This is a genomic window from Endothiovibrio diazotrophicus, from assembly GCF_054657215.1.
On sequence record NZ_BAAHXB010000065.1, the window covers coordinates 10,870 to 31,709 of the forward strand.

17 protein-coding genes and 1 other RNA gene are annotated in these 20,840 nt (G+C 67.1%); 6 read left to right on the forward strand and 12 right to left on the reverse strand.

Going from position 1 to position 20,840, the window contains the following annotated elements; translation table 11 throughout:
• The 3 genes from ACYQ2W_RS15720 to pseB are packed head-to-tail and all read right to left on the reverse strand — an operon-like array spanning nt 1 to nt 2,940.
• The gene (locus ACYQ2W_RS15720; protein ID WP_459869117.1) at nt 1-789 is read right to left on the reverse strand and encodes an SDR family oxidoreductase; all 789 of its coding nucleotides are present in this window, start codon (nt 787-789) and stop codon (nt 1-3) included.
• Entirely contained in the window at nt 786-1,955 is a 1,170-nt protein-coding gene (gene pseC / locus ACYQ2W_RS15725; RefSeq protein ID WP_459869119.1) for a UDP-4-amino-4,6-dideoxy-N-acetyl-beta-L-altrosamine transaminase, read from the reverse strand. Before pseC ends, ACYQ2W_RS15720 begins: the two co-directional genes overlap by 4 nt.
• Complete coding sequence (gene pseB / locus ACYQ2W_RS15730) at nt 1,939-2,940, reverse strand: UDP-N-acetylglucosamine 4,6-dehydratase (inverting) (protein WP_459869121.1); 1,002 nt, start codon at nt 2,938-2,940, stop codon at nt 1,939-1,941. The genes pseC and pseB overlap by 17 nt, the downstream gene beginning before the upstream one ends.
• A 213-nt stretch (nt 2,941-3,153) precedes the next feature.
• Here pseB and ssrA point away from each other — a divergent pair.
• Nucleotides 3,154-3,516, forward strand: a transfer-messenger RNA (tmRNA) gene (gene ssrA / locus ACYQ2W_RS15735).
• 287 nt (nt 3,517-3,803) lie between these two features.
• Here the strand turns inward: ssrA and ACYQ2W_RS15740 are convergent.
• Nucleotides 3,804-4,079, reverse strand: a complete 276-nt coding sequence (locus ACYQ2W_RS15740; RefSeq protein WP_459869123.1) for a hypothetical protein — start codon at nt 4,077-4,079, stop codon at nt 3,804-3,806.
• Between the two features lie 58 nt (nt 4,080-4,137).
• Here ACYQ2W_RS15740 and ACYQ2W_RS15745 point away from each other — a divergent pair, with 58 nt between their 5' ends.
• Nucleotides 4,138-4,713, forward strand: coding sequence for a DUF922 domain-containing protein (locus tag ACYQ2W_RS15745; RefSeq protein WP_459869125.1), 576 nt, complete (start codon nt 4,138-4,140; stop codon nt 4,711-4,713).
• A gap of 435 nt (nt 4,714-5,148) precedes the next feature.
• On the opposite strand, the gene ACYQ2W_RS15750 is transcribed toward ACYQ2W_RS15745, so the two are convergent.
• The 4 genes from ACYQ2W_RS15750 to ACYQ2W_RS15765 form a co-directional block, all read right to left on the reverse strand.
• A complete protein-coding gene (locus ACYQ2W_RS15750; protein ID WP_459869127.1) occupies nt 5,149-5,502 on the reverse strand; it encodes a Rieske (2Fe-2S) protein in 354 nt (117 codons plus the stop codon).
• Nucleotides 5,495-6,586 carry a response regulator gene (locus ACYQ2W_RS15755; RefSeq protein ID WP_459869129.1) on the reverse strand — a complete coding sequence of 364 codons (1,092 nt, stop codon included), beginning with the start codon at nt 6,584-6,586 and terminating at the stop codon, nt 5,495-5,497. The genes ACYQ2W_RS15750 and ACYQ2W_RS15755 overlap by 8 nt, the downstream gene beginning before the upstream one ends.
• Nucleotides 6,583-10,026, reverse strand: a complete 3,444-nt coding sequence (locus ACYQ2W_RS15760; protein ID WP_459869131.1) for a hybrid sensor histidine kinase/response regulator — start codon at nt 10,024-10,026, stop codon at nt 6,583-6,585. Before ACYQ2W_RS15760 ends, ACYQ2W_RS15755 begins: the two co-directional genes overlap by 4 nt.
• Before the next feature lie 211 nt (nt 10,027-10,237).
• Nucleotides 10,238-11,638, reverse strand: a complete 1,401-nt coding sequence (locus tag ACYQ2W_RS15765) for a cryptochrome/photolyase family protein (RefSeq protein ID WP_459869134.1) — start codon at nt 11,636-11,638, stop codon at nt 10,238-10,240.
• A 351-nt stretch (nt 11,639-11,989) separates the two neighbouring features.
• Here ACYQ2W_RS15765 and ACYQ2W_RS15770 point away from each other — a divergent pair, with 351 nt between their 5' ends.
• Nucleotides 11,990-12,448, forward strand: coding sequence for a tellurite resistance TerB family protein (locus ACYQ2W_RS15770; protein WP_459869136.1), 459 nt, complete (start codon nt 11,990-11,992; stop codon nt 12,446-12,448).
• Between the two features lie 3 nt (nt 12,449-12,451).
• Here the strand turns inward: ACYQ2W_RS15770 and ACYQ2W_RS15775 are convergent, their stop codons facing one another.
• On the reverse strand, nt 12,452-13,915 hold the full coding sequence (locus tag ACYQ2W_RS15775; RefSeq protein ID WP_459869138.1) for an RCC1 domain-containing protein: 1,464 nt from the start codon (nt 13,913-13,915) through the stop codon (nt 12,452-12,454).
• A gap of 588 nt (nt 13,916-14,503) precedes the next feature.
• On the opposite strand from ACYQ2W_RS15775, the gene ACYQ2W_RS15780 reads away from it, so the two are divergent.
• From ACYQ2W_RS15780 to ACYQ2W_RS15790, 3 genes are all read left to right on the forward strand, one after another.
• Nucleotides 14,504-14,677 (forward strand): hypothetical protein, encoded by a 174-nt coding sequence (locus tag ACYQ2W_RS15780; protein ID WP_459869140.1) that lies wholly within the window; start codon nt 14,504-14,506, stop codon nt 14,675-14,677.
• Nucleotides 14,678-14,872: 195 nt separating this feature from the next.
• On the forward strand, nt 14,873-16,252 hold the full coding sequence (locus tag ACYQ2W_RS15785) for an aspartate kinase (RefSeq protein ID WP_459869142.1): 1,380 nt from the start codon (nt 14,873-14,875) through the stop codon (nt 16,250-16,252).
• A gap of 434 nt (nt 16,253-16,686) precedes the next feature.
• Nucleotides 16,687-17,871 carry an ATP-binding protein gene (locus ACYQ2W_RS15790; protein WP_459869144.1) on the forward strand — a complete coding sequence of 395 codons (1,185 nt, stop codon included), beginning with the start codon at nt 16,687-16,689 and terminating at the stop codon, nt 17,869-17,871.
• A gap of 140 nt (nt 17,872-18,011) precedes the next feature.
• On the opposite strand, the gene rpoS is transcribed toward ACYQ2W_RS15790, so the two are convergent.
• The 3 genes from rpoS to ACYQ2W_RS15805 all read right to left on the reverse strand — a co-directional run bounded on the left by rpoS (nt 18,012) and on the right by ACYQ2W_RS15805 (nt 20,720).
• Nucleotides 18,012-18,995, reverse strand: coding sequence for an RNA polymerase sigma factor RpoS (gene rpoS, locus ACYQ2W_RS15795; protein ID WP_459869146.1), 984 nt, complete (start codon nt 18,993-18,995; stop codon nt 18,012-18,014).
• A 316-nt stretch (nt 18,996-19,311) separates the two neighbouring features.
• Nucleotides 19,312-20,142 (reverse strand): peptidoglycan DD-metalloendopeptidase family protein, encoded by an 831-nt coding sequence (locus tag ACYQ2W_RS15800; RefSeq protein WP_459869148.1) that lies wholly within the window; start codon nt 20,140-20,142, stop codon nt 19,312-19,314.
• Nucleotides 20,142-20,720 carry a YqaA family protein gene (locus ACYQ2W_RS15805; RefSeq protein ID WP_459869150.1) on the reverse strand — a complete coding sequence of 193 codons (579 nt, stop codon included), beginning with the start codon at nt 20,718-20,720 and terminating at the stop codon, nt 20,142-20,144. The genes ACYQ2W_RS15800 and ACYQ2W_RS15805 overlap by 1 nt, the downstream gene beginning before the upstream one ends.
• Nucleotides 20,721-20,840: the final 120 nt, after the last annotated feature.

The following is a 20,840-nucleotide window of genomic DNA, read 5'->3' on the forward strand; positions in this document are numbered from 1 at the left end:
TCACCAGGCGGTCCAACCGCCGTCGACCATGAAGTTCTGGCCGGTAACCCATGCGGAGGCGTCGGAAGCAAGGTAGAGGGCGATCCCCTTGATGTCCTCCGGTGCCCCCATCCGACCGAGCGGCGTGCGGTAGTTGTAGCGCTCGACGAACTCCGCCCCCTGGCGGTTGGAGAGCCCGCCAGGGGCGATGCAGTTGACCCGGATCGTCGGTGCCCAATGGATCGCCAGGTACCGGGTCATCTGCTCGATGGCCGCCTTGCTGGCGCCGTAGACCAGGGGGCTGTTGAGTCCGGAATCGCCGTAGATCCGCGGATCGGGGGCGACCACGCCATAGATCGACGAGAGATTGATGATCGCCCCCCGACCGGACGCGTGCAGGTGGGGCGCCGCCGCCCGGGATACCGCCAGCGTCCCGCCGACATTGGCGTTGAGGGTGCGGTTGAAGTCGTCGATGGCCACCGCCTCCACCGCATCCATGCATAGCGCGGCGGCGGCGTTGACCAGGATGTCGAGACGGCCGAAGGCGGCGACGGTGCCAGCCACCGCGGCAACGATGCTCCCCTCCTCCCCCAGCTCCATCACCGTCCCCGCCACCGCAAAGCCGTGGGCGCGGAACTCGGCGGCGGCGGCCTCGGCCTTCACCGCGTCGCGGGAGGTGAGCATCACGCTTGCCCCCGCCTCCGCCAGCGCCTCGACGATCTCTCCGGCAAAGCCGAAGCCGGCGGCGCCAGTGACCAATGCCACCCGCCCACTCAGGTCGTGCAGTTCCCTCAGCGACCGCCCACTCATGCGAACCGCTCCATGGCATCGATCACCGCGGCAATCACCCGACTCACCTCATCCTCCCCCATCGCCGGAAAGATCGGCAGGCTGAGGATCCGCTCGTAGGCCCTCTCCGCCACCGGACAGAGCCCCGGCTCGACGCCCAGGCGCTCGCGGTAGTAGGGATGGAGATGGAGAGGGATATAGTGCACGTTGACCCCGATCCCCCAGCGACGCAGCGCCTCGAACACCCCCTTGCGATCGGCGCCTTCGGCAAGCTGCACCACGTACAGATGCCAGGCAGAGCCCGCACCGACCCGCCGCGCCAACGGCGCGAGGGCGGTAAGCTCGGCGAAGGCGCGGTCGTAGCGCTCGGCGATCTCCCGCCGCCGTTCGGTCCACGCTGCCAGCCTGCCCAGTTGGGAGAGCCCCAGGGCGCAATGGATATCGCTCAACCGATAGTTGTAGCCGAGCGTTTCCACGGCATAAGACCAAGTCCCCAGGGCCTCCCGCGCGCGATGATCGGTGGCGATTCCATGATTGCGGAAACGACGCACAGCTTCCGCCAGGACGTCGTCGTCGGTAGTCACCACCCCCCCCTCGCCGGCGGTGATCGGTTTGACCGGGTGCAGGCTGAAGGCACTCATCCGCGCCAGCGAACCTACCGGCCGACCCGCCAGCGCCCCCCCAAGGGAGTGGCAGGCATCGGCCAACAGCTCGATACCGTGGCGCTCGGCGATCGCCTCCAGGGCGGGGTAGTCGCAGGGTTGGCCGGCATAATCGACGGCAATGACGGCGCGGGTGGACGGGGTGACCAGCGCCTCCACTGCAGCGGGATCGAGCAACAGCGTCGCCGGATCGACGTCGGCAAAACGGGGAGTCGCCCCCTGGAACAGGGCACAGTTCGCGGTAGCGGCGAAGGTCATCGCCGGGACGATCACCTCGTCGCCGGGCCCGATACCCAGGGCGGCCACCATGGCGTGGAGGGCAGCGGTACCGTTGGCCAGGGCCACCGCGTGGGCACTACCGGCCACCGCGGCGAAGGCATTTTCGAAGCGCCCCACCATCGGTCCGGTGGTCAGCCAGTCGGAACGCAGCACCTCGCTTACGGCGACGACATCCGCCTCGTCGACCCACTGCCGGCCGTAGGGGATGAAGGCGGGCGCCCGCTCCAGCTCACCCGTCAAACTCATCTTCCACCAGGCCGATCATCCCGCGCAGCTCCTCGGCGCTCACCCAGCGATCGTTGCCGTCGCTGCTGTAGCGGTAGCCCTCCGGACAGACCCGGCCGCCAAACTCTGCCGCATAGTCGTCGGCATTGTTCACATTGGGCAGGATCGCGAAATGGTCATCGAACTCCACCGTGGTGCGGGCATCGTCCTCGGGGATCATCACCTCGTGCAGCTTCTCACCCGGGCGGATGCCGATCACCTCGGTGCGGCACCCGGGGGCGATCGCGTTGGCCAGATCGACGATGTTCATGCTCGGGATCTTCGGCACGAAGAGTTCTCCCCCCTGCATGCGCACCAGGCAGTCGAGGACGAACGCGACGCCCTGCTCCAGGGTGATCCAGAAACGGGTCATCCGCGGATCGGTGATCGGCAGCACGCCCTTGGTGCGCTCCTCGAGGAAGACCGGCACCACGCTACCGCGACTGCCCACCACATTGCCATAGCGCACCGCGGCGAAGCGGATGTCGCGCCCACCGACGTAATGGTTGCCGGCGGCGAACAACTTGTCCGAGCAGAGTTTGGTGGCGCCGTAGAGGTTGACCGGGTTGGCCGCCTTGTCGGTGGACAGCGCAAGCACCCTGGAGACCCCCTGATCGATGGCCGCGTCGATGACGTTGGCCGCGCCGAGGATGTTGGTCTTCACCGCCTCGATCGGGTTGTACTCGCAGGCAGGCACCTGCTTCAGGGCGGCGGCGTGGATCACGTAGTCGACCCCATCGAAGGCGCGGTGGAGACGGTCACGGTCGCGCACATCGCCGATGAAGAAACGCAGCCGCCTACCTTCTCCCAGATTGGCGAAACGGCGCTGCATCTCGAACTGTTTCAGTTCATCGCGGCTGAAGATGATTACCTTCTTCGGCCGGTAGCGCTTGAGCACCACCTCGACGAACTTGTGGCCGAAGGAACCGGTACCGCCGGTAACCAGCACCACCTTGTCATTGAGCATTGGGAGCTTCCCTTGAAACCGTCGTTATCGTTCACTAAATCGCATCGATTATCCGGCATATCGGCAACAGCTACCACTGCTTGAGCCGTCGCGTCATCACGGAGAACAAGACCGGTGAACAAAGAGAGCAGGCGCTCCACGGCCCCGCCGAGCGAGCCACCCGCCGATTGCTGAACTTTTTCGTTCGGGATGTGCCATAATCGTTGGCCCAATGGGGGTGTCCCGGTTTCGACGTGGGTGGCAAAACCCAAGGTGCATGCCGAGGTGCGGATCACCTCGTAAATCAATCCGCAAACTGATAGTTGCCAACGACGACAACTACGCTCTCGCCGCTTAAACCCCGGTAGGGAGCCCTCCGGCCCGGTGTGTCCGTACGCTGGGATCTACGGGGGTCGAAACATACGGAATCGCGGTGAGGCAAGTCCGGGGCCGATCCGCTAAAACTCACGGAATCGCCGTATGCCTTCCCTGCCGCTCGGGGGGTAGCCGGTTAAAACCTAAATAGAGTCGGCTAAGCATGTAGAGCCGAAGGCGGAGTGCTTGCGGACGGGGGTTCGACTCCCCCCACCTCCACCAACTTCCCTTTCGCGGGAAACCGCGAATCCCTGCAAATCCAGCATTTATACAGGCATTTCAACCCTGACGGCATCCGTCAGGGTTCGCTTGTCAGGACGACGTCATCTAAATTTCCCCAGTATTTGTCCACCGCCGAGGGGGGCATTCAGCCGGTGTGCGGGGAAGCTTTGCGAAGTGGGGGGCTGCCTGGCAGGGCTTTTCAGCTTATCGGGGCATCGGCGGTAATGACTCGCTGCTCGATCGGCAGCGGTTCAAGGAGTTCGCGAAGGGCGGGGATTTCGTTGGACTTATCCAGTCGGGGTGTGGCGCAGCCAGTCGCGGGCGCGGCGATGGAGGGGGTAGACCCAGACCGTCTTGGGGTGTCCATGGTGGTGATACTGACCGGCGTGGCGGGCATCGCCGCGCGTTTCTCCCAGACACTGCCAGTTGGCGGCGCGGTAACAGGTGCCGTTGAAGCGGGCGGGATCGACGAAGGTCTCGGCCAGCAGCAGCGGATGGCCGTGGGTGAGCTGCCAGTCGGTGTTGAGCCGGCGTAGGCTCAGGCCCAGGACTCGGGAGGCCAAGTGGGGAACTCGACCCTCGGGACCGCCGGCGAGCCCTCATGAACAGGAGAAAACGCAGATGAAACCCATGAGAACGATTGCCACGCTACTCCTTCTCGCTGGGGTGGCGTGCTCGCCCACCCTCCTCGCCGCGCCGCAGGTCGACGCCAAGGTGCGCAACTATCTGGTCGACGGCACCACCATCGAGGAGATCCGCGCCGATCTTGCCGGCAAGTCGCTCTCCGTCGGCGGCGGCAAGGGACTCTACAGTGCCGCCAAGTGGGGTGTGCACTGGCAACGCACCAACCGGCGCAAGGGCGCGCACTGCCGCGTCCTGAGCGTCGCCACCCGCGTCGACATCCAATATTTCCTGCCCAAGCTGAAACCCAATCCGCAGCGTCCCGCCGAGGTCACCCGGAAATGGGAGCGCTTCATCCGCGCGGTGGCGCTCCATCAGGCGGGCTACAAGAAGCTGGCGATCGCCGCGGCGCAACGGATCGAGCAGGAGATGCCCGCCGTCCCCGCGCAGTCCTCCTGCGACCGGCTGCGCCGGGTGACCGATGAGCTGGGGAACAAGATCCTCGACCAGTACCAGGCGCTTGCCCGGCGCTACAGCGAGGGGGCGCCGCGTGGGGACGAGGCGGGCTTCCGCTGACGCCCACGATTTTCGACGGTGAGCCAAAGAGAGGCGTCATTCTCTCGACCCGCGTTGACCTCGATGTCGTGTGGTCGAGATCACCGCGCGGCGTACGGCGTTCCATCGTGTGGATCAGCGTCGCTCTCCGGAACTCCGCCCAACCGGCGCGAGCCCCGTAGGTTGGCGCTACTGCGCCGACGCGAGCGGGGGCTGCGGGCTCCCGGCATCCACCTGCTCGCCCCGAGCGGCACGCCCATTCTGCAAAGTCCTGCGTCAACCCCGCCTCCGCTGCCCTCGCTCGCGTCGCCGCAGTAGCGGCGACCTACGCGCTGGGACATGATGTGGAACGTGTCGGCCGCATCCGGAATCCGGCATGGGTGCCAATGGACAGGCCGCGGCGCGCCCTATGCGATCCGCGGGGTCTGTGCCAATCCGGTCCCCGCCCTCTCCGCTCTACGAGGGGAGGTGCAAGTAAAGGCGGTCGCCGCGTCGGGAGAGGGCCAGCGGGCACAGCCCCTCGCCGTTGCACTCGCCGCCCAGGCAGGCGCCGGTTTGCGGGTCGTAGCGGGCGTAGTGGACCTGGCAGACCAATGCTCCGCGGTCGAGGAAGCGGTAGTCCGTGGTGACGTTCAAGGGCACGCCGAAGTGGGCGCAGCGGTTCTCGAAGGCGTGGAAGGCGCCCTGGTGGTGGACCACCACCACCCGCAGCTCTCCGCCGTCGGCGGTGGAGACGGTAAAGCCGCGGCCCTCCCCTTCGGGGATCGCGTCGGCGGCGCACAGCGCCACGCGGTGCGCCGGCTCAGTCACTGAAGCGGGCGGCGATGGTTCGGAACGCCTCGGCAAGCTCCTCGAACACCTCCACCACGGTGGGGTCGAAGTGGCGTCCCTTCCCCTCGACGATGATCTCCACCGCCCGTTCGTGGCTGAACGGCGGCTTGTAGACCCGTTTGCAGATCAGTGCGTCGTAGACGTCGGCCACCGCCATCAGCCGGCCGGAGAGGGGGATCGCCTCGCCGGCCAGCCCCTCGGGGTAGCCGCTTCCATCCCACTTCTCGTGGTGGGTGTAGGCGATCTCGCGGGCGTAGCGCAAGAAGGAGCTGTCGCGGTCGCCGAGCAGCGCCTCGGCGCTGGCGATGGCGTCGCGGCCGTAGGCCGGGTGGTGCTTCATCACCGCGAACTCCTCCGCGGTCAGCTTGCCCGGTTTGAGCAGCACGTGGTCGGGGATGCCGACCTTGCCGATGTCGTGCAGCGGCGCCGACTTGTAGAGCAGGTCGACGGTGCGCTCGTCGAGCCGCTCGGCGTAGCCGGGGCGCTGGCTCAGCGCCTCGGCCAGGGCCTTGACATAGTGCTGGGTGCGGCGGATGTGGTTGCCGGTCTCGTTGTCGCGGGTCTCGGCCAGGGAGGCCATGGCGAGGATGGTGATGTCCTGGGTGGTGGCCAGCTCGCGGGTACGTTCGGCGACCTGTTCCTCGAGCAGCCGGTTCTGGTCGGCGAGCAGCTTGCGCGCGCGGGTCAGCGCGACGTGGTTGCCCACCCGCGCCTCGACGATCGGCGGCGAGATCGGTTTGGTCAGGTAGTCCACCGCGCCGACGGCGAGGCCGGCGGCCTCGTCCTGCTCGTCGCTCATGGCGGTGACGAAGATCACCGGGATGTCGCGGGTGGCGGGGTCGGCCTTGAGCCGCCGGCACACCTCGTGGCCGTCCATCTCGGGCATCATCACGTCGAGCAGGATCAGGTCGGGGGCGGGCTCGCCGGCGGCCCGCGCCAGGGCCTGTTCGCCGTTGCGCGCCGCCACCAGGCGGTAGTCGCGTTTGAGCAGGTCCATCAGGACCGCGATGTTGACCGGTTCGTCGTCGACGATCAGCAGGGTGGCGCGGGCATCCTCGCTCATGGGGTCTCTCCCGTATTCAGTGCTTCGGCCAAGGCATCGGCCAGTGCGTCGAAGGCCTCGCGGGCCGGGTCGAATTCGAAATCGCCGGTGTGGCGCTTGACCGCCGCGGCGGCGGCCTCGAAGGGGGTGGCGCGGAGCAGCCCGTGGAGGTGCTCGGCCACCTCCAGGGCCTCCAGGTCGCCGGCGGCGAGCAGCGGGTCGAGGCGAACCAGCGCCTCGCCGACCTGCTCGCGGTCCACCGCCTGTTCACCGCCGTTGTCGGCGGGCGCCTCCGGCGGCAGGGCGCGGTCGAGTCCCTCCACCAGCCGGCCAAGCATCGCCGCCAGCTCCGCGCACTGGGCCGTCGCCACCGCCCCGCCCTCGCGCAGCAACCGCTCTACCTCGGCGGCGGCCCGCGACAGGGGCAGCGCACCGAGGGTGGCGGAGACCCCCTTGAGGGTATGGGCGAAACGCACCGCATGGTCGCGCTCGCCGCCCAGCTCGGCCGCCAGGTCGCAGCCGCGGTAGTCGGCGGCGAAGCGCTCCAGCACCTCGCGGTAGAGGCGCCGGTTGCCGCGCACCCGGGTCAGCCCACGGCGGGCGTCGAGGCCGTCGATGGCCAGTTCCGGCAGCTCCCCGGCGGGCCGCTCCGCCGGGCGGGCCGTCGGCGGGGTGCGCCGCGCCGGGCGGATCCAGCGCACCAGGGTGTCGAACAGCGGCTCGGGGTCGATCGGCTTGCTGATGTGGTCGTTCATCCCCGCCGTCAGGCAGCGCTCGCGATCCCCCTCCATGGCATGCGCCGTGAGGGCGATGATCGGCAGGTCGTCACGGCCGCCGGCGCCGCGGATCCGGCGGGTCGCTTCGAAGCCGTCCATCTCCGGCATCTGTACGTCCATCAGCACCAGGTCGAAGCACTCCCCGGCCACCGCTTCCACCGCCTCACGACCGTTGTGGGCGAGGCTCACCCGCAGCCCCAGGGACTCCAGCATCTCGCCGGCCACCTGCCGGTTGATGGCGTTGTCCTCCACCAGCAGCACATGGGCACCGAGGATGCCCTGGATCGCCTCGTCGTCGCGGGCGGCGTTGGTGTGGGCGGCGTGGAGCCGGGCGTTGGGGTGGCCGAGCAGTTCCAGCGCGGTGTCGAGCAGCGCCGAGGGGGTGACCGGCTTGGTGAGCAGCGGCAGATGGCCGGCGGAGGCGTGGCGCAGCAGCTCCTCGGCGCCGTAGGCGGTGACCAGGATAGTCTCCGGCTTGTGGACGATCGCCTCGTCGCCGTCGATCAGCACCAGGGTCTCCAGGCCGTCCAGCTCGGGCATCCGCCAGTCGAGCAGCAGCAGCCGGAAGGGGTCTTCGGCGCCGGCGCCGTTGGCCCGCTGCAACTGCTCCAGGCAGGCGGCGCCGGAGGCGGCGATGGCGGGGCGCATGCCCAGCGAGGCGGCCATCGCGGCATGCACCTCGCGGGCGGTGGGGCGGTCGTCCACCACCAACACGCGCAGCCCGCGCAGCTCCACCGCCTCCTCGCTGAGCGGCCGCTCGTGCTGGTCGGGCAGCCCGAGGGGGAGCACGAAGTGGAAGCAGCTGCCGATCCCCGGCTCGCTCTCCACCTCGATCTCGCCGCCCATCAGCTCCACCAGGTGTTTACTGATCGCCAGCCCCAGGCCGGTGCCGCCGTACTTGCGGGTGGTCGAGGTGTCGGCCTGGGAGAAGGAGTGGAACAGCCTGCCCACCTGCTCCGCGCTCAGCCCGATGCCGGTATCGCTCACCGAGAAGCGCAGCCGGGCACGTCCGTCACCCACCTCCTGCGCCTCCACCGCCAGGGTGACGTCGCCCCGCTCGGTGAATTTGACCGCGTTGCTCGCCAGGTTGGTGAGCACCTGGCCGAGGCGCAGCGGGTCGCCGAGGAAGCTCACCGGCAGGTCGGCGGGGCGCGAGACCATCATCTCCAGCCCCTTCTCCTCGGCGCGCAGGGCGGTCACCGCGGTGACTTGGTCGATCACCTCCTGCAGGCGGAACTCGGTGCGTTCCACCTCCATCCGCCCGGCCTCGATCTTGGAGAAGTCGAGGATGTCGTTGATGATGCCGAGGAGGTTCTTCGCCGAGTGCTGGATCTTGCTCAAATAGCCGTGCTGGCGCTCGGTGAGGTCGGTCTGCAGGGCCAGGTGGCTGAGCCCGATCACCGCGTTCATCGGGGTGCGGATCTCGTGGCTCATGTTGGCGAGGAATTCGCTCTTCGAGCGGTTGGCCGCCTCCGCCTGGCGGATCGCCTCGCGCAGTTGCGCCTCGATCTCCTTGCGCTCGGTGATGTCCTGGAACACCGCCACCTGGCCGACCACCTCGCCGTCGCGGCGCAGCGGCACGGCGGTGATGGCGATGGGGAAGAGGCCGCCGTCGCGGCGGGTGAAGTGCTCTTCCTCGGAGCGGTAGGTCTCGCCGCGGGAGATGGCGAGCCATGCCGGGCAGTCGGCGGCGGGCAGCGAGGTGCCGTCGAGGTGCTGAAAGTGGACGGTATCGTGGAACGAGCGCTGCGCCAGCTCTTCGCGGCGCCAGCCGAGCAGCCGCTCCGCCTCGGGATTGAGGAAGGTGCAGCGCCCCTTGGTGTCGAGGGCGTAGATCCCCTCGCCCATGGAGTCGGTGACGTTCTGCAGGAACTGCCGGTTCTCGGAGATCGCCTCCTCCAGCAGCTTCTGCTGGGTGATGTCGGTGCGGATGGCGATGTACTGCTCCGGCGTTCCGTCGTTGCCGGGGATCGGCACGATGGTCGCCGCCACCCAGTAGTGGCTGCCGTCCTTCGAGCGGTTCTTGATCTCGCCGTGCCACACCTCGCCGGCGGAGATGGTCCGCCACATGGCGGCGAAGAACGCCTCGTCGTGGTAGTGGGCGTTGACGATGCGGTGGCTGGTACCGATCAGATCCTTGCGCTCGTAGCCGCTGATCCGGCAGAACTTGTCGTTGGCGTAGAGGATGTTGCCCTGGCGGTCGGTGATGCTGACGATGGCGTGCTGATCGAGGGCGAACTTCTGCTGCTCCAGCTGGCGCTGGGCGGTCTGCTTGTCGTGGAGCAGCAGCGCGATCAGCCCGGAGAGCCCCTCCAGGCTGGCGTCGTCGCTGCCGATCGCCTCCATCCCCGCCTCGTGCAGCAGCTGGTTGGTGGCGCTGCGCAGGGTCTCCAGGATCCGCCCCTGGCGCTCGGCCTCGTCGCGGATGGTCTGGTTGGCGCGGGTCAGCTCCTCGGTGCTGAGGGTGAGACTGCGGTCGCGCAGGGCGAGGTCGCGCTCCTGCTGGAGATAGGAGGTGTCGACCCGTTCGAGCAGCGGCATGAAGCCCGCGCACAGCCGGCGCAGCTCCGCGGGAAGGCGGTCGTCGTCGACATGGCCTTGCAGGACGGCGACGAACGCCTCCAGGGCCGCCTCGTCGCGCAGACCGAGGGTGCGCTTGAGCTGGCGGAGCAGGAGGCGCTGCATCACGATACGCGTGGGGACCGCGGGGCGCGGCAGCGGTATCCCGGCCGGACGGACCTCGGGGATCGGATGGATATGGGCGCGCCAGCGCCGGTCTCCTCATCGCGCATGAAGCGAACCTCTCGGGAGCGTTGTTTTGATCGTTATTTCGGAGACCGATCGGGGCAGACTCTTCCGGGGAGTGCTCGTCGGTTCCGCGCCGCAAGGCGAGGGGCTAGTGTATTCCATCTCCCGCCCCGGCGGGAACGGTCGGGCGTCGCGGGCCGATGCCCTTGCGCTGCACCAGCCGCCGGTAGCGCTCCAGCGCCGCTTCCCGGCTCGCCTTCAGGTCCACCACCGGAGCGGGCCCCGGCCGTCCGCCGAGCCAGCGGCGGCGGTAGATGCCCTGCGGATCGAAGCGCTCCGCCTGGGTGTGGGGGTTGAAGATGCGGAAATAGGGGGCGGCGTCCGCCCCGCAGCCGGCGATCCACTGCCAACCCAGGGTGTTGTTGGCCAGATCGGCATCCACCAGGGTCTCCCAGAACCAGCGCGCACCCTCCAGCCAGTGGAGCCCCAGGTTCTTGGTGAGGAGCGAGCCGGCCACCATCCGCACCCGGTTGTGCATCCAGCCGCTCTGCCACAGCTCGTGCATCCCGGCGTCCACCAGCGGGATGCCGCTCTCGCCCCGCCGCCACGCGGCCGACAGCCGCTCCTCGCGCCGCCACATCCGCGACTCGAAGCGGGCGTCCAGGGGCGCCTCGACGGTGTGGGGAAAGTGCCACAACAGATGGGCGGCGAACTCCCGCCACGCCAGTTGACGCAGGTACGGCTCCACCCGGCCCCCTTCGCCGAAGCGCTCGATCAGGTGGGCCCTCACCTGGGCAACGGAGATCTCGCCGAAATGGAGGTGGGGCGAGAGCCGCGAGGTGCCGGGCTCCGCCGGCAGGTCTCGCGCCGTCGCATAACGCCCGAAGGGGCCATCGGCGAACGCCTCCAGCCGCTGCCACGCCGCCACCTCCCCCGGCACCCAATGGGCGTGGAGCTTGGTGTGCCACGGCACCTCGTCGAGCAGTTCCAATCCGTCGACCCCCACCCCACCGTCCAGCGCCACGCAGGCCGGCAGCCCACCCTCCCCCACCACCGCGGGCGGCGCCTCCAGCAACCGCCGTTGCAGGGCATTCCAGAAGGGGGTGAAGACACGAAACGGCGCGCCCTGACGATTGAGCAGCGTGCCGGGCTCGGCGAACAGGCCGTCGTCGCAGAGGCGAAACGCCACCCCCGACGCCGCCAACCGCTGCCGCACCTGCTCGTCCCGCGCCTGGAGATGGGGTTCATAGAGGCGGTTGGCCACCACCGTATCGGCCCCCGCTGCCTGTGCCAGCCGCGGCAACAGCGCTTCGGCCGACCCACGGAAGCCGTTGAGCGGCACCCCCTGCGCCGCCAACCGCTCCCCCAGATGGAGAAGCGAATGGTGGAGCCACCAGCGCGAGGCGCCGCCGGGTACCCACGGCGCCTCCCCCTCCGGATCGTGGATATAGAGCGCCGCCAGCGGCAACCCGCGACGAGCCGCCCAGGCCAGGGCGGGGTTGCCGCCCAGGCGCAGGTCGCGGCGGAACCAGAGGAGCGTGGAAGTCATGGGTGTCAGGTGTCAGGTGTCAGGTGTCAGGTGTCAGGTGTCAGGTGTCAGGTGTCAGAAATGGTGGGGGAAGTCCGGCCCCCTGCCAACCCCAACCGAAGCCCCCCCTGGTTACCACGCTCCGCGTGGTAACCTCGCACCTCGCTCCGCGTGGTAACCTCGCCCCTCACGCTGGCAGCGACGCCCAAACCCGACGCTCCGCGTCGCCGCCATCACCGCAACCACCGCACCCAAGGCAGGACGCAGAGCGTCCAAGATCGCCGGTTACGACGCGGAGCGTCGTAACCAGAGGGATCCGGCCGGCGGATTACCCTCCTCCTTCTAGCCACAGATCGCCCCAAGGAGCCCCCCATGCTGGACCAAATCCTCCGCTTCTTCGAACAGCACCTCACCGCCGACGAAGGCCCCGCGCTACGCGACGCGGAACACACCCGCCGCTTGGCGGTGGCCGCCCTGCTGCTGGAGATGGCGCGGATGGACGAGGAGGTGACCACCGAGGAGTCGGCCGCGGTGGAGCGCACGGTACGCGAGCAGTTCGGCCTGCGCGAAGGGGAGAGCCGCGCCCTGCTGGCGCTGGCGGAGAAAGAGCGGGAGGCCTCGGTGGACTACTTCCAGTTCACCCGCCTGATCAACGACCACGGCTCCGCGGAGGAGAAGCGCTGGATCGTCGAGGCGCTGTGGCGGATCGCCTTCGCCGACGGCCATCTCGACCGCTACGAGGAGCACCTGGTACGCCGGCTCGCCGACCTGCTCTACGTCCCCCACGCCGACTTCATCGCCGCCAAGCACCGTGCCCTCGGCGGTCTCTGAGCCCTACGGAACGGAGACGATCTCGATGTTGGAGTAGGGCGTAACCCCCTGATAATGAACGCCCTCGCGCATCCCGTCCCGATAGACCAGGACGTAGTACGCGGAACCCGATGGGAGCTCCACCTCCAGACGATACTCGCTGCGGAAAAAGAGCTGTCCCACCGGCGCGGCCGCAGGAAAGAGCGCATAAAGCACGGTAAAGCGGTCGTTGTCGGACGGTTCAACACCGTCCATGCCCCACGTCAGGGTCACCCGATGGCCATCCACTTCGGTATCGAGCCACGGGGTCGGCGGCGCCCCCGCCGGCGGGGTCGGGGTGGAGCCGAAACCGGGAATCTCGGTAAGCCCGAGCTGCTCCACCAGATCGGACCCGTCCAGCACGTAGACGGGATCGGTGAGATAGGCGTAGGGATCGATCGCCCCGGTGCCGTTGGCACCCCAGGCGAGAACACGGCCATCGGACAGCTTCACCATGGAGTTGCCCCCGCCGGCGGCGATCTCCACCGCACCGGCAATGCCGGGAACCCGAATCGGCTGTAGCGAATAGTCCAGGTCGGGAGTATTCAGTTCGTTCGAGGCGTTGTCTCCCCATCCCCACACGCTGCCGTCGGCGCGCAGTGCCAGGACGTGGTAATCCCCCGCGGCGATCGCCACCACCCCGTCGAGATCCGCGACCCGGTGGGGCGCCTCGTCGTAGTGGGGTTCCTCCGCGCCGATACCCAGGAGGCCCCACTCATTGGAGCCCCAGGTCCACACCGTGCCGTCGGCCCGCAAGGCGACGTGATGGCTCCCGAAGGTGTCGATGGCGACCACCTCCGTCAACCCCTCCACCTGCGCGGGCGTCGGCTGATCCACCCCCCAACTCCAGACCGTGCCGTCCGCCTTCAACGCGAGGGCCTCGGCGGGATAGATGGTGAGGTAGCCGGGCGCGGCGATATCCACGACCGAATCGAGGCCCTCCACCTGCACCGGGGTCCCCAGCGTCTCCTGCGAGGCGTGTTGCGGGTCGTCGAGCCACCAGGCGAATCGACCGCCCCACACCCAGACCGTACCGTCGCGCCGCAGCGCCATCCCGAAATCGGACGACTCCACCTTGGCGACGTCGTCGAGCATTGCCAACGGCTCGGCAATCAGGTCGCCGCGGCTCTGCACCTCGGGACCCAGCACGCCGTAGTAGCTCACCCCCCATCCGTACAAGACACCCTGGCGATCCACCGCCAGTGACGAATCGGGTCCGCAGGAGAAATCCCCGATATCGTATAGCCCGAGCACCGGCAAGGGGGTTCCCATGCGGTCCCAGCTGTCCCACGACGTGCCCCCTCTCCACTGGTAGAGCAGACCGTCATCGCCGAGCGCCATCGCCCCATTGAGGCACAAGGTCAGCGAACGGGAGTAGACCGATGGCGAATGGAAAAGCGCCATGGCGAGCAACAACGCCACCCATCGGCTCACTGATCGACTCTCCATTTTTTTGTTCCAGACCTCATTCAATGGACAACAACAGTATTTTGATAGGCGGCCCAGATCGCCCCCATAGTAGGAGAACTCCGCTGCCATGCATCGAGGAACGCTTGGAAGGTGTTGGGGTGATGATCGGCAATGGCTCTCCAAATGGGAACGAAGCTCCCGGTACCGTACCGGTCGCTCCCGTCAGGGACCGTATCGTAGAAATCCCATAACGCACCGGCCTTCCATCCTTCGACAGCATCACCGTTTTCCCATGTCCGTGGAACGGTGAGAATACGGGGCCCTCCGCCACGGGCGCAATCAACAATCGAATGAAACGGCTTTAGGATCAGTCTGATACCGAAGGGAAATTTCCTACGCGGGTCTGGTACTCCGTGAAAAACGTGTGGGCAACACCGGAACCGACAACCCATGCGGCGGCCCCCTCCGATCCGTCCAACCCGCGGCCTCCCCGCCCACCGCCGATACCGCCAGGGGCACTCCCATCTGCCGCCGCCCCCTGTAGCTACGCCCAATCCCGTTGTACTCTATACATCTCCACGATCCGTACCCCCTCGCTGCGAGGGGCCCCGTAGGGCAGGCCGAACCATGCGCAGGACTCTCGACGAACTGGAAAAGAGCGAACTTCACTGGAAGAAACGCGGGCTTTTTCTCCGTAAAAAACGCTGGCCGCGGCGGCTCGCGGTGACCTTGCTGCTGCTCGTCCTGCTGCTGGTCAGCGGTCTCTCGCTCCACCCTCACAACTTTGACAATTTATTTTGAACTCTATATATTTTTGCGCCAGTTAATCACCCACCCTCTTCCCATGTATCCCAACGACGACCCCGTCGCCCTCGCCCTCCAGCTTCGCCTCCTCCCCGCCCCCTCCGATCCGCCGACCGCCCTCTGACCGCCCGCCGTCCACTGCGCGCCTCCCGCGCCCGTCCCTTTGCGCCCGCCCCATCGAGGAGTCTCCCAATGATCGACAACCCCGACGCCGTCATCGTCTGCAAATTCGGCGGCAGCTCCGTCGCCAACGCCGCCCAGATCGAGAAGGTGCGCGGCATCATCCAGGCCGACCCGCGCCGCCGCATCGTGGTGGTCTCCGCCCCCGGCAAGGCCAAGGGCGACCGCGAGAAGGTCACCGACCACCTGATCAACATCGCCACCGACGGCCGCCACTTCCACGAGATGCGCAAGTCGATCTCCGCCGAGGAGAGCCGCGAGGCGGTGCTACGCAAGTTCACCTCGATCCTTCACGACCTCAAGCTGGGCGGCGAGCCGCTACTCGCCCGGCTACGCGCCGACCTCAGCCGCGACGACCTGAAGGGCGAGCCGCGGATCGCCTTCTACGCCTCCAGGGGCGAGCACTACAACGCGCAGCTGATCGCCGATCACTTCCGCAATCACGGCCTCGCCGCACGGGTGGGGCTACCCGAAGAGATCGGCCTGGAGGTCCGAGGGGAGCCGCTGGACGCCAAGATCGGGCCGGAGAGCCACGACCGGCTGGCCGCCCTGGCCGACGAGGAGGGGATCGTGGTGGTCCCCGGCTTCTACGGCGTCAGCGACGAGGGGGAGGTGGCGGTGATGTCCCGCGGCGGCTCGGACCTCACCGGCGGCGAGCTGGCCTATGCGGTGGATGCCGAGGTCTACGAGAACTGGACCGACACCAACGGCATCTACGAGGTGGACCCGCGACTGATCCCCGAGTCGCGGGTGATCCCGCGGCTCACCTTCAAGGAGATCCGCCTGCTCTCCTCGAAGGGGTTCAACGTCTTCCACTTCGACGCCATGCTCAACTGCAAGAAGCGCAAGATCCCGATCAACATCCGCAACACCAACGCACCGCGCGAACCGGGCACCTTGATCCTCAACGAGCGGGTCCCCGAAGAGGGGGTGGTGGGCATCGCCAAGCTCGACAACATGGCCTACATCTACCTGGAGAAGGACTCCCTGGGCGACGAGATCGGATTCACCGCCGGGCTGCTGACGATCTTCCAGGAGTGCGGCATCAACACCTACCACTACCCCACCGACAAGGACGACATCGCGGTACTGGTCCACCAGGACGACCTCAAGGGGAGCATCAACGAGCTGCGCCGGCGGATCGAGCGGCGCCTCAACCCCGACTACATGGACGTGGTCTACAACCAGGCGATCCTCACCCCGGTGGGGCTCGGCATGAAGGGCAACTCCCACCCGATCGTCGACGCCATCACCGCGCTGGGCGAGGCACGCATCCCGATCAAGATGATGGGCCAGAGCCCATCGCAGATCTGCTTCCACATCGCGGTCCCCCAGACCGCCGCGGACGCCGCCATCGACGTGCTCTACCGCCGACTGATCGGGATGGCCTGAACGGCACCCGTCGCGCGCCGCTCGATCGACCGAAATCCGACGGGACGAAGCGGGGTCAGCCCCTTTTGAGGCAGGGTGGCCGCCCCGGAGAGAACGCGTCTCGCGGTTGAACGCCCGGCGCCTCACCGGCGGACGATGGGTGGGCGAGGGACAGGGTGAATCCTACTGACCGAGGCGGATCTATCAGAATTCTCCTCATTTTCCGCAGAAAGACCGGTAGACGCCCGGAAATGACCTTTTGGGAAACGGTAGCAGGCCTTTTCGGGACGATCCCGGTAGAAGTTTTCGACCCGCTTTTTCCGGCCTTGGAAACCGGCCGGGGGATGGGCATGGAGTTGGGCATCTGCCATACTGTTGCGCGCAATCGCGGGCCCTTAGGGCCCGATCCCGGCAATCCGGAGTCCACACCATTCAATCTGAAGGGAACCACACCGGTGCAAGGCACGCATACCAACGATAACAAGCGTTTCTCGATCCTCTTCGTCGATGACGAGAGCAAGAACCTGAAGTACTTCGACCGCTTCTTCGGCAAGGACTTCCGGGTGATCACCACCGACAACCCGCTGGAGGCGGAGCAGATCATCGACCGCGAGGGGGAGGAGCTGGCCGTGCTGGTCACCGACCAGCGGATGCCGGGAAAACTCGGCACCGATCTGCTGCGCTACGCCCGCGAGCGCTCGCCGCGCACGGTGCGCATCCTGACCAGCGGCTATACCGACTTCGACGCGGTGGTGAAGGCGATCAACGAGGGGGAGACCTTTCGCTACATCACCAAGCCGTGGAACCGCGACTCCCTCGGCGAAGAGCTGCACCGCGGCATCGCCCTGTTCCGCAGCCGCGGCGAGGAGCAGGCGCTGCTGGAGCAGCGCCGGACGGCAATGCTCTCGCTGGCCGGCAATATCGCCCACGAACTGCGCACCAACCTGCTCGGCATCAACGCCGCGGTCTCCCACATTGCCCATGTGGTACCGACGCTCCTCGACGCCTACGAGATCGCCCTCGACCAGACCGGAGACACCGCGCCACCGGAGGTACCCAGCCGCGACTGGGGACGGCGCAACCTCAGCTTCACCGTGGAGAGCATCCACGCCATGCTGGAACAGGCCAACATGGCGATCGACCTGCTGCTCGCCAACGGCCGTCAGGGCGAAATCGATCCGCAGTCGTTCACCTCTCTGTCGGCGCACAACTGCATCAAGGAGGCGCTGGAGCGCTATCCCCTCCACCCCAGCCAGCGCGAGCGGCTGGGACCGGTCGTCGGTGAGGATTTCTATTTCAGTGGGGTGAGGCTGCTGTTCGACTTCGTCGTCTTCAACCTGCTGAAGAACGCCCTCTACGCCATCGCCGCCGCCAACAAGGGGGTGATCAGCATCTTCCTGGAGCCGGGCGACGAGGTCCACCGCATCCGCTTCCGCGACACCGGCTGCGGCATCCCGCCGGAAGTTCTGCCGCGGATCTTCGACGAGTACTATTCCCACCGCTCCACCAAGGAGGCCAACGGCATGGGGCTACCCTTCTGCCGGCGGACCCTGCAGGGCTTCGGTGGATCGATCGAGTGCGAGTCGCTGGAGGGGGAGTTCACGGAGTTCGTGATCACCCTGCCGCGGTTGAAGAACTGATGACAGGTGACGGGTGAATGATGGGGCAGCCCGATTTCCCGCCAACCCCTATTTGAAGATTCTTCTCATTTTTCAAAAAAGCTTCCGACCTTCGACCTTTCCGAAGCGGCGCTTTCCCGTAGCCTGATCCCTGTCACCTTTCATTTGAAGAGCGTATCGACGGAGTAGCCCTGCCGCTCGAGGATCTCGCGCAGCCGACGCAGGGCGTCCATCTGGATCTGGCGCACCCGCTCGCGGGTCACCCCGATCTCGTTGCCCACCTCCTCCAGCGTCGCGCTGTCGTAGCCGTGCAGGCCGAAACGGCGTTCCACCACCTCTCGCTGCTTGTCGGTGAGCTGGAGCAGCCAGTCGTCCAGGTGGGACTGTACGTCCTCGTCCTGCAGCAGGGTGGTGGGCTCGATCAGGGTCTCGTCGGGGATCGCGTCGAGCAACACCTTGTCGGCGTCCTTGCCGATCGGCACGTCCACCGAGCCGACCCGCTCGTTGAGGCCGAGCATCCGCTTCACCTCGTCGATCGGCTTGTCGAGGTGATCGGCCACCTCCTCGGCGGTGGGCTCGTGATCGAGCTTCTGCGCCAGTTGGCGGGCGGCGCGCAGGTAGACGTTGATCTCCTTGACCACGTGGATCGGCAGGCGGATGGTGCGGGTCTGGTTCATGATCCCGCGCTCGATGGTCTGGCGGATCCACCAGGTGGCGTAGGTGGAGAAACGGAAACCACGCTCGGGGTCGAACTTCTCCACCGCGCGGATCAGGCCGAGGTTTCCCTCTTCGATCAGGTCCAGCAGCGGCAGGCCGCGGTTCATGTAACGCCGGGCGATCTTCACCACCAGCCGCAGGTTGCTCTCGATCATCCGCGCGCGAGCCTTGCCGTCGCCCTTCTGCGCCTTGCGGGCGAAGTAGACCTCCTCCTCGGCGGTAAGCAGCGGGGTGAAGCCGATCTCGCTGAGATAGAGCCGGGTGGCGTCCATCTCCGCATCGGGTACCGCGCCGGGGGTGAAGCGGGTCGGCTCCGCCGGTTGACCGCGCCCCCCCGCCGGCTCGTCGTCGTCCTCCAACGCCATCACCTCCCCTTCGGTGACCGAATCCTCGTCTTCTTCCTTGATCTCGTCTTCGACCGGTTCCATTTCGCCCTTCGGTGGGCGTCCACGACGTTTCGGCATTCGGAGAACCTCCTGTGCGCTCTTGAAATTCGGTGTCCCGCCCCGAAACGGGGCTCGGCAACGGCCTGATTCCTTCATTGGAACCCGCCGAACGGCAAACGTTCTGCCTATCGCCGCCGGAACGCCATTTGACCTTATTCTTACCCTGGGGCCAACCGAAATTCGATTCAACCCCGCCAATACGGGTTTTGTACGATTTTCTTTACAACCGTTTCCCACTATACCGCCCGCTCTCCATCCCTCCAATTCGGGGCTGACCCGTAGTATTGGCGCTCCTTCCCTAATGTTTCGGCAGATAACGCATCGGGTTGACCGGCTGGCCGTCGCGGCGGATCTCGAAGTGGAGCTTGACCCGATCGGTACCGCTGTCGCCGAGGGCCGCGATCCGCTGTCCCGCCTTCACCTGCTCGCCCTCTTTCACCAACAGCCGGTCGTTATGGGCGTAGGCGCTGAGGAAGCGCTCGTTGTGCTTGATGATGATCAGCTGACCGTAGTAGCGCTGCAGGCCGTTGCCGCTGTAGACCACTTCGCCGGCGGCGGCGGCAACCACCGGTTGCCCGCGCTTGCCGCCGATGTCGATGCCCTTGCGCCCCGGCCGACGACTGGAGAAGGTGCTCAACAGCTTGCCGTCGGTGGGCCAGCGCCAGCGGAGCCCGGCGCTTCCGCTGCCGCTCGTGGCCGGGGCGGGCTTGGGCCGTGCGGCAACCCGGGGCGGGGGGACGACGGATTGGGTAGCGGAAGGAGCGGAGCGGCGCGCCGGGAGGCGCGCCGCCTTGGCAACCGGCTTGGCAACCGGTTTGGCGGCAGGCCTCGCGGCGACGGATGGAGCGGAGCGCTTGGCCGCGGCGGCCGACGGCGCCCTGGCGACGGTCGCGGGAGGCGACAGGCGCAACCGCTGACCGACGCGGATCAAATACGGGGAACGGATCCCGTTCCAGGTGGCCAACTGCTGGTAGTCGAGGCCGTAGAGGAAGGCGATGGCATAGAGGGTATCCCCCGCCGCCACCCGATGACTGACGGCGGTGTGGCGCGGGTGGTCGGAGAGTTCGTCCACCGGCGCGACCGCCCCACCGGGGCCGCCGCAGCCGGTCACCACCAACAGCGCCAGCACTATCGCCCAAAGGCGAAATAGGCGACGAGGATGAGCAAAATGCTGATCCATCCGATTCGATCCACATATTCGCGCAGGTGGCCCGCCACCTTCGGCCCGCCCCATGCCACCGCAAAGGCCACCAGGTAGAAGCGCGCCCCGCGGCCGGTGGCAGAGGCGAGAATGAAGGGGAGCAGGCCGATGCCGAAGGCGCCGCCGGCGATGGTGAAGAGTTTGTAGGGGATCGGTGAGAACCCGGCGATGAGGATAGCCCAGAAGCCCCACTCGGCGAACCACTCGATAACCATCTGGTAGCGGTCCCAGTAACCGACCTGCTGGATCAGCGGCTCCACCGCACCGATGGCGAAGTGACCGATCAACCAGCCGAAGACGCCACCGATCACCGAGGCGAGGGTGGTCAGCGCGGCGTAATCATGGGCCTTCTCCGGCTTGGCCAGGGTCATCGGCGCCAACATCACGTCCGGCGGGATCGGGAAAAAGGAGGACTCGGCGAAGCTGAGCCCCGCCAGGTAGCGGGGGGCGTGGGGATGGGCCGACCAGCGGAGCACCCGGTCGTAGAGGGCGGAGAAGATCTTCATACAGACTGGGGATCCGGGAAAACGGCGGCCATGGGGTGAAAAAACGCGGTGTCAATTCTTCGGCAGTTCGTAACGAATAGCAAGGAGCTAGGAGCCTGTCGGACTATGGGGGATCGAGCT